General features: G+C 65.6%; 6 protein-coding genes. 1 reads left to right on the top strand and 5 read right to left on the bottom strand.

The genetic code is table 11. The annotated features are described in order from the left end of the window. Positions 1–144: 144 nt before the first annotated feature. The 5 genes from pgl to tkt are packed head-to-tail and all read right to left on the bottom strand — an operon-like array spanning position 145 to position 6,562. Positions 145–873 carry a 6-phosphogluconolactonase gene (gene pgl / locus WA965_RS27190; protein WP_526297810.1) on the bottom strand — a complete coding sequence of 243 codons (729 nt, stop codon included), beginning with the start codon at positions 871–873 and terminating at the stop codon, positions 145–147. Next, complete coding sequence (gene opcA, locus WA965_RS27195) at positions 870–1,781, bottom strand: glucose-6-phosphate dehydrogenase assembly protein OpcA (RefSeq protein WP_526297812.1); 912 nt, start codon at positions 1,779–1,781, stop codon at positions 870–872. Before opcA ends, pgl begins: the two co-directional genes overlap by 4 nt. Then, positions 1,778–3,325, bottom strand: coding sequence for a glucose-6-phosphate dehydrogenase (gene zwf, locus WA965_RS27200; RefSeq protein WP_526297814.1), 1,548 nt, complete (start codon positions 3,323–3,325; stop codon positions 1,778–1,780). Before zwf ends, opcA begins: the two co-directional genes overlap by 4 nt. Before the next feature lie 8 nt (positions 3,326–3,333). Continuing rightward, positions 3,334–4,452 (bottom strand): transaldolase, encoded by a 1,119-nt coding sequence (gene tal / locus WA965_RS27205; protein ID WP_178359156.1) that lies wholly within the window; start codon positions 4,450–4,452, stop codon positions 3,334–3,336. 16 nt (positions 4,453–4,468) lie between these two features. Further along, on the bottom strand, positions 4,469–6,562 hold the full coding sequence (gene tkt / locus WA965_RS27210) for a transketolase (protein ID WP_526297816.1): 2,094 nt from the start codon (positions 6,560–6,562) through the stop codon (positions 4,469–4,471). 196 nt (positions 6,563–6,758) lie between these two features. On the opposite strand from tkt, the gene WA965_RS27215 reads away from it, so the two are divergent. After that, positions 6,759–7,712, top strand: a complete 954-nt coding sequence (locus WA965_RS27215; protein ID WP_526297818.1) for a heme o synthase — start codon at positions 6,759–6,761, stop codon at positions 7,710–7,712. Positions 7,713–7,864: the final 152 nt, after the last annotated feature.

Below are 7,864 nucleotides of genomic sequence, written 5' to 3' on the forward strand. Positions count from 1 at the left end.
TCCAGCACCTGGCTGGAATACGGCCTCGAAGAACCATGCAGCGACGGCGTCGCAAGGCGACCACCCCCCAATTTTCACCCCGGAACGGGCGACCGCAGGTCACATTGGCTGGAATGCAATTCCGGCGACGGTACGGGCCCAGCGTCAGAGCTTGGCGGCCGCTTCCTCGTCGAGAAGCCACACCGTCGCCTCGCTGCCGACCGCACCCGCCGCGGGGATGTCCACAGGCTCGGCACCACCGATCGCGGCGGCCACTGCCTCGGCCTTCGCTGCCCCGGAGACGACCAGCCACACTTCCCGCGACCGGCGGATCGCAGGCAGCGTCAGCGTGATGCGGCGCGACGGTGGCTTGGGCGAGTCCGTCACCCCGACCACCAACCGTTCGGCCTCCTTGACGGCTGGTGTGTCTGGGAACAACGAGTTGATATGGCCCTCGCCCCCCATTCCCAGCAAGTGCACGTCGAATTCCGGTCCGGCTTCGAAGCTCTCGTCCAGCAGTTGGGCGTATCCCTGTGCGGCCGCGTCGAGGTCGTCGCCGAACTCGCCGTCGGTTGCCGCCATCGCGTGCACATTGGTGGCCGGAATCCCGATGTGATCCAGCAACGCTTCACGGGCCTGCTTGTCGTTGCGCTCGTCGTCGTCGGCCGGGACGAAACGTTCGTCGCCCCAGTACACGTGCACCTTGTCCCAGTCGATCTCTTCGCTGCGTTCGCGGACCCGCTCGAGCAGTGCGATCCCGGTTCCGCCGCCGGTCAGCACGACGGCCGCTTCACCTCGCGCCGCAATCGCGTCGATGATCGTGCCGACCAGACGGTCGCCGGTTGCCTTCGCCAACTCGGCAGGGTCGGAATAGGTTTCGACGATCGGACTCATACGTAGACCACCTTGTCGATGCCTCCCAGCGCTTCGTGGTAAATCTCGTCGGGGTCGAGCCGGCGCATGTCCTCGGCCAGACACTCCCGGGTTTCCCTGCGCGCCAACGGGACGAGTGCGTCCGGCTTGGCCGTGCGGGTGATCGTGGCAGTGATCCCGTCCTGCGGCCGACTGAGGGTGATGGTCTCGGTGGACCGGACCAGTTCGACCTTGAGTTCGCCGACAGCACGTTGCACCTGCCCGTCGATGCGACTTGCCAACCAACCCGCCAGGATGTCGAGTGCGGGTTCGGTCTTCAGCCCCGATACCACCGCCGAGGTGACCGGTTCGTGTGGTGCCTGATCCAGTGCGGAGGCCAGCAATGCGCGCCAGTAGGTGATCCGGCTCCACGCCAGGTCGGTGTCACCGGAGGTATAGCCCTCGAGTCGGCTCTTGATGCACTCCAGTGGGTCAGCGCCGTTCGTTGCATCCGTGATACGGCGAATCGCCAACTTGCCCAGGGGATCATCGGCGGGCACCCGCGGCGCGACATCGGGCCACCACGTCACGACAGGGGTGTCAGGCAGCAGAAACGGCATCACAACGCTGCTCGCATGCTGGGCCAGTGGGCCGGACAGTCGCAGAACGACGACCTCGTTGGCTCCGGCGTCCCTGCCGACGCGCAACTGCGCGTCGAGACGGGCTTCGTCGGCCAGTCGGTCACCGGGAGTCACGACGATCACCCGACATGGGTGCTCCCGGCTGGCCGCGTTGGCGGCCTCTATCGAATCTTCCAGCAGTGCATCACTATCCGGCGCGATGACCAACGTCAGTACGCGACCGAGCGTGATGGCACCACCTTCCTCGCGGAGCGCGACGATCTTCTTGTTGATGACGTCGGTGGTGCTGTCGGGCAGATCGACGATCATGGCCTTCTCCATTCACGGCCCGAACGCCGCAGCATCTCGAATGCCGACTCGGGCCCCCAAGTCCCTGCCTCGTACGGGTCGGGCTTGCCGTGCGACGCCCAGTAGTCCAGGGCGGGATCCAGGATCTTCCAGGCCAGTTCGACTTCGGCGTTGAGTGGAAACAGGGAGGGCTCACCGAGCAGCACGTCGAGGATCAGGCGTTCGTAGGCCTCAGGAGAGTCCTCGGCGAAGGCTGAACCGTAGGAGAAGTCCATGCTGACATCGCGGACCTCCATTTTGTTGCCCGGAATCTTGGAGCCGAATCGCAGAGTGATGCCTTCGTCAGGCTGTACCCGGATCACCAGCGCGTTCTTCCCGAGTTCCTCGGTCATGGTCGCGTCGAACGGCAGATGAGGCGCGCGTTTGAAGATCAATGCGATCTCAGTCACCCTGCGCCCCAACCTTTTACCGGTACGAAGATAGAACGGCACGCCGGCCCAGCGGCGGGTGTCGATATCCAGCGTGATTGCGGCGAAGGTCTCCGTGGTCGAGGACTTGGAGAAGCCCTCCGCATCGAGGAGGCCGACGACCTTCTCGCCGCCCTGCCAACCGGCGGTGTACTGGCCTCGTGAGGTGTTCAGGTCCAGCGGTTCGGCCAATTGGGTCGCCGAAAGCACCTTGATCTTCTCTGCCTGCAACTCCGACGGCTGAAAACTCACCGGTTCTTCCATCGCCGTCAGCGCCAGCAACTGCAGGAGATGGTTCTGAATCACGTCGCGGGCCGCGCCGACGCCATCGTAGTAGCCGCCGCGCCCGCCCAGTCCGATGTCCTCGGCCATCGTGATCTGGACGTGGTCGACGTAGTGGGCATTCCAGATCGGCTCGAACAATTGATTGGCGAAGCGCAGCGCCAAGATGTTCTGGACGGTCTCCTTGCCCAGGTAGTGATCGATGCGGAACACCGACGACTCGGGAAAGACGCTGTTCACCAAGGTGTTCAGATCCTCGGCGCTGGACAGGTCGTGGCCGAAGGGCTTCTCGATGATCACCCGGCTCCAGGAGCCGTCCGTCTTCTTGGCCAGTCCGGATCTGGACAGCTGCTGGAGCACCTGCGGGAACGCCTTCGGCGGAATCGAGAGGTAGAACGCGTGATTGCCGCCCGTACCCCGCTCGGCGTCGAGCTTGTTCAGGGTCTCGCTGAGCTGCTCGAACGCCTCGTCGTCGTCAAAAGTGCCCTGGACGAACCGGAAACCTTCAGCCAGCCGGTCCCACACCTCCTGACGGAACGGCGTGCGCGCGTGCTGCTTCACCGCGTCGTAGACGACCTCGGCGAAGTCTTCGTCCGCCCAGTCCCGGCGTGCGAAGCCGATCAGCGAGAAGCTGGGGGACAGCAGACCGCGGTTGGCCAGGTCGTAGATGGCCGGCATCAGCTTCTTGCGTGCGAGATCGCCCGTCACTCCGAAGATCACCACCCCGCACGGTCCGGCGATGCGCGGCATTCGCTTGTCCCGCTTGTCGCGCAGCGGATTCACCCAGGTGTCGGAGCCGGTGCTGCTGTCGCCCATCGGTCGTCTCAGGACTTCTTGTCTTCGAGTTGGCCCTGGGTCGCCTCGAGCAACTCCTGCCAGGACTTCTCGAATTTCTCGACGCCCTCGTTCTCCAGCACCAGGAACACGTCGGTGAGGTCGATGCCGATCGCGGAGAGCTGGTCGAAGATGTCCTGAGACTCCGCCGCGCGCCCGGTCACCGTGTCTCCGGTGATCACTCCGTGGTCGGCGACCGCATCCATGGTCTTCTCGGGCATGGTGTTGACGGTGTTGGGGGCGACCAACTCGGTGACGTAGAGCGTGTCGGAGTAGTCCGGGTTCTTCACGCCGGTCGAGGCCCACAGAGGTCGCTGGACCCGGGCGCCGTCGGCCTTCAGGGGAGCGAACCGATCACCGCCGAGGAACACCTCCTCATATGCGGCATAGGCCAACCGCGCGTTGGCGACACCGGCTTTGCCACGCAGTGCCAGTGCGTCCTGGCTGCCGATCTTCTCGAGCCGGGCGTCGATCTCGGTGTCCACTCGCGAGACGAAGAACGATGCGACGGAATGGATCCGGGACACGTCGTGGCCGGCCTCCTTCGCCTTCTCCAGTCCGGCCAGATAGGCGTCCATCACTAGTCGATGGCGTTCCACCGAGAAGATGAGCGTCACGTTGACCGAGATGCCCTCGGCGATGACGGCAGTGATCGCCGGCAGCCCGGCCTCGGTGGCGGGGATCTTGATCAGCAGGTTGGGCCGGTCGACGATCTTCCAGAGCTCGATGGCCTGCAGGATCGTCTTGTCGGTGTCGTGGGCGAGTCGTGGGTCGACCTCGATGGAGACCCGTCCGTCGATCCCGCCGGAGAGTTCGTACTGCTTGGCCAGCACGTCACACGCGTTGCGAACGTCGTCGGTGGTGACCGTACGTATCGTCGCGTCGACGTCGGCGCCCCGTTCGGCGAGCTCCTTGACCTGGGCGTCGTAGGCATCACCCTTCGACAGGGCGGCCTGGAAGATCGACGGGTTGGTCGTCACACCGACCACCGACTTGGTGTCGATCAGCTCCTGCAGATTGCCGGTCTGCAGGCGGTCGCGGGACAGGTCGTCGAGCCACACCGATACGCCTGCGGCGGCCAGTGCGGCCAGATTCTGGTTCTGGGTCATGTCGATTTCCTCAGTTCTAGTTGGCGATCGTGCGCTCTGCGGCAGCCACCACAGCCTCTGGGGTGAAGCCGAACTCGCGGAACAACGTCTTGTCGTCGGCAGATTCGCCGTAGTGCTCGATCGAGATGATCTCGCCGGTGTCGCCGACGAGCTTGTACCAGCTCTGCGCCACCGCGGCCTCGATGGCAACCCTCGCCGAGACTGTCGGGGGCAGCACGCTGTCGCGGTACTCCTTGGGCTGCGACTCGAACCACTCCACGCATGGCATCGAAACGACGTACGCAGAGATGTTCTTGTCCCGCAGAGTGTTTCGGGCCTCAACCGCCAACTGCAATTCAGAGCCGGTCGCGATGAGGATCACGTCGGCGTCGTCGGCGGGTGAGCCGCCGCCGAGAACGTAGCCGCCCCGTGCCACACCGTCGGCGTCGGTGCCTTCCAGCACGGGTACCCCCTGGCGGGTCAGAATGAACCCGACCGGCCCGCTGCCGTTGCCGCGGGCGATGATGCTGCGCCACGCATAGGCGGTCTCGTTGGGGTCTCCGGGGCGAACGACCGAGAGGTTCGGGATCGCCCGCAACGCGGCCAGATGTTCGATCGGCTGGTGGGTGGGTCCGTCCTCGCCGAGGCCGATCGAGTCGTGGGTCCAGATGTAGATGGTGTCGATGTCCATCAGCGACGCCAGCCGCACCGCCGGACGCATGTAGTCGGAGAACTGCAGGAACGTCCCGCCGAATGCCCGGGTCGGTCCGTGCAGCACGATGCCCGACAGAATCGATCCCATCGCGTGCTCGCGGATACCGAAGTGCAGCACCCGCCCGAACCAGTCCGCGGTGAAGTCCTCGGTCGAAATCGATGGCGGACCGAAGGACTTGACGCCCTTGATGGTGGTGTTGTTGCTACCCGCCAGGTCCGCGGAGCCGCCCCACAGCTCGGGCAGGTTCGGCGCCACGTCGTTGAGCACCTGGCCGAAGGCTGCGCGGGTCGCGACGGCTTTTGATCCCGGCTCCCAGTACGTGAGGTCGGCGTCCCAGCCGTCGGGGAGTTCCTGCGCCAGCAGTCGGTCGAGCAGCTTCTTGCGCTCGGGCTCGCGCTCGGCCCACGCATCGAACTCGGGCTGCCACTTCTCGTGGGCCTCCCGACCGCGGTCGACCAGCTTGCGGGTGTGCTCGATGACGTCGTCGCGCACCTCGAACGTCTTGTCCGGATCGAAGCCGAGCACCTTTTTGGTGGCAGCGACCTCGTCGTCGCCCAAGGCGGAGCCGTGCACCCCACCGGTGTTCATCTTCGTCGGGGCGGGATAGCCGATGATGGTGCGCAGCGCGATGAACGACGGCTTGTCGGTGACCGCCTTGGCCGCTTCGATGGCTTCTTCTATGGCGGCGACGTTCTCGCCGCCCTCCACTTCCTGGACGTGCCAGCCGTAGGCCCGGTAGCGAGCCGCGACATCCTCGGAGAGCGCGATGTTGGTGTCGTGCTCGATGGAGATCTGGTTCTTGTCGTAGAACACGATGAGGTTGCCGAGCTGCTGGGTGCCGGCCAGCGACGATGCTTCGCTGGTGACACCCTCCTCGATGTCGCCGTCGGAGGCGATCACGTAGATGAAGTGGTCGAACGGGCTGGTGCCCGGCGCGGCGTCCGGGTCGAACAGGCCGCGCTCGTAGCGCGCCGCCATCGCCATCCCCACGGCCGACGCAAGGCCCTGGCCGAGCGGGCCGGTGGTGATCTCCACCCCGGCGGTGTGCCGGAACTCGGGGTGGCCCGGAGTCTTGGACTTCCAGGTCCGTAAGGCTTCGATGTCGGACAGCTCGAGGCCGAAGCCGCCCAGGTAGAGCTGGAGGTAGACGGTGAGGCTGGAGTGACCGCAGGACAGAATGAACCGGTCGCGCCCCAGCCAGTGCACGTCGCTGGGGTCGTGGCGCATCTGACGCTGGAAGAGCGTGTAGGCCAGCGGAGCCAGGCTCATCGCCGTGCCGGGATGGCCGCTGCCGACTTTCTGCACGGCGTCGGCGGCCAGCACCCGCACAGTGTCGACTGATTGCGTATCCAGGTCCGTCCAGTCATCCGGATGGTTCGGTCGGGTGAGGGAAGTGATCTCTTCCAGCGTGGTCACGAGGCGCACTCCTAGGTTGGGCGGGGCGTGTCGGTCCGCATCAACCACCCTAACGGGGAACGCCTCGACAACGCAGAGCTCATCCCTGCCTTGTCGGGAAGCCGACCCTGCAATTACGGGGATCGACACCTGCGGTCTACCATCGTGTGTAGTAGATGCCCGGGGTGTCGCACGCTGTCGTTGAGGAGTTGGTTGCGTGAGGATTCGCGAAGGCCACCTCGTCGGCGATCCAGCCGGTGGGGCGGCGGGTTCCTCGCACCGCTTCCGCACTGTGGTTCTCGGCTACATCGCGCTGACCAAGCCTCGTGTCATCGAGTTGCTTCTCGTCACCACCATTCCCGCCATGCTGCTCGCGGACCGCGGCACCGTGGACCCGCTGTTGATCCTCAACACGCTGGTCGGTGGACTGCTCGCGGCCGCAGGCGCCAACACGCTGAACTGCGTTGCCGACGCCGACATCGACAAGATGATGAAGCGCACCGAGCGCCGGCCGCTGGCCCGCGCGACCGTGCCCAGAAGCCACGCGCTGGTGTTCGGGCTGGCGCTGTCGGTCGGGTCGTTCTTCTGGTTGTGGTGGACGACCAATCTGCTCTCGGCCCATCTCGCGGGCGCCACCATCGCTTTCTATGTGCTGGTGTACACACTGCTGCTCAAGCGGCGCACCTCGCAGAATGTGGTGTGGGGTGGAGCGGCGGGCTGCATGCCGGTGATGATCGGCTGGTCCGCGGTGACCGGCACGATCCAGTGGCCCGCGCTGGTGATGTTCCTGATCATCTTCTTCTGGACGCCGCCGCACACCTGGGCGCTGGCCATGCGTTACAAAGAGGACTACAAAGCCGCAGGCGTGCCGATGCTCCCCGCGGTGGCCACCGAGCAGCAGGTCACAAAGCAGATCCTGATCTACACGTGGCTCACCGTCGTGGCGACGCTGGCGCTGGCGCTGACCACAGGCTGGCTGTATGCGGCGGTGGCGATCGTGGCAGGCACCTGGTTCCTGGTGATGGCCCACCAGTTGTATGCGGGCGTGCGCCGGGGTGAGCCGGTGAAGCCGCTGAGGCTGTTCCTGCAGTCGAACAACTACCTCGCCGTGGTGTTCTGCGCGCTGGCCGTGGACTCGGCTCTGGCGCTGCCCACCCTGCTCTCTGTCTAATCCCGGTCCCAGCCGCCCCGGCGGCCCATCTTGTCCCGGCCCCGACGCTTCTTGTCCGCGATCCGTCGCTCTTTCGACCCTCGTGTGGGTTTGGTGGGCCGCCGCACCGGCGGTGGCGCGGCGGCCGCTGCGCGAAGGACGCGGGCCATGCG

The organism is Mycobacterium sp. (assembly GCF_049683935.1).
In the GTDB taxonomy this organism is placed as follows: domain Bacteria; phylum Actinomycetota; class Actinomycetes; order Mycobacteriales; family Mycobacteriaceae; genus Mycobacterium.

Bases quoted from the DNA above. Each gene is read 5' to 3' on its own strand.
- tal (WP_178359156.1), bottom strand. From the start codon at position 4,452: ATGACCCAGAACCAGAATCTGGCCGCACTGGCCGCCGCAGGCGTATCG.
- opcA (WP_526297812.1), bottom strand. From the start codon at position 1,781: ATGATCGTCGATCTGCCCGACAGCACCACCGACGTCATCAACAAGAAG.
- pgl (WP_526297810.1), bottom strand. From the start codon at position 873: ATGAGTCCGATCGTCGAAACCTATTCCGACCCTGCCGAGTTGGCGAAG.
- zwf (WP_526297814.1), bottom strand. From the start codon at position 3,325: ATGGGCGACAGCAGCACCGGCTCCGACACCTGGGTGAATCCGCTGCGC.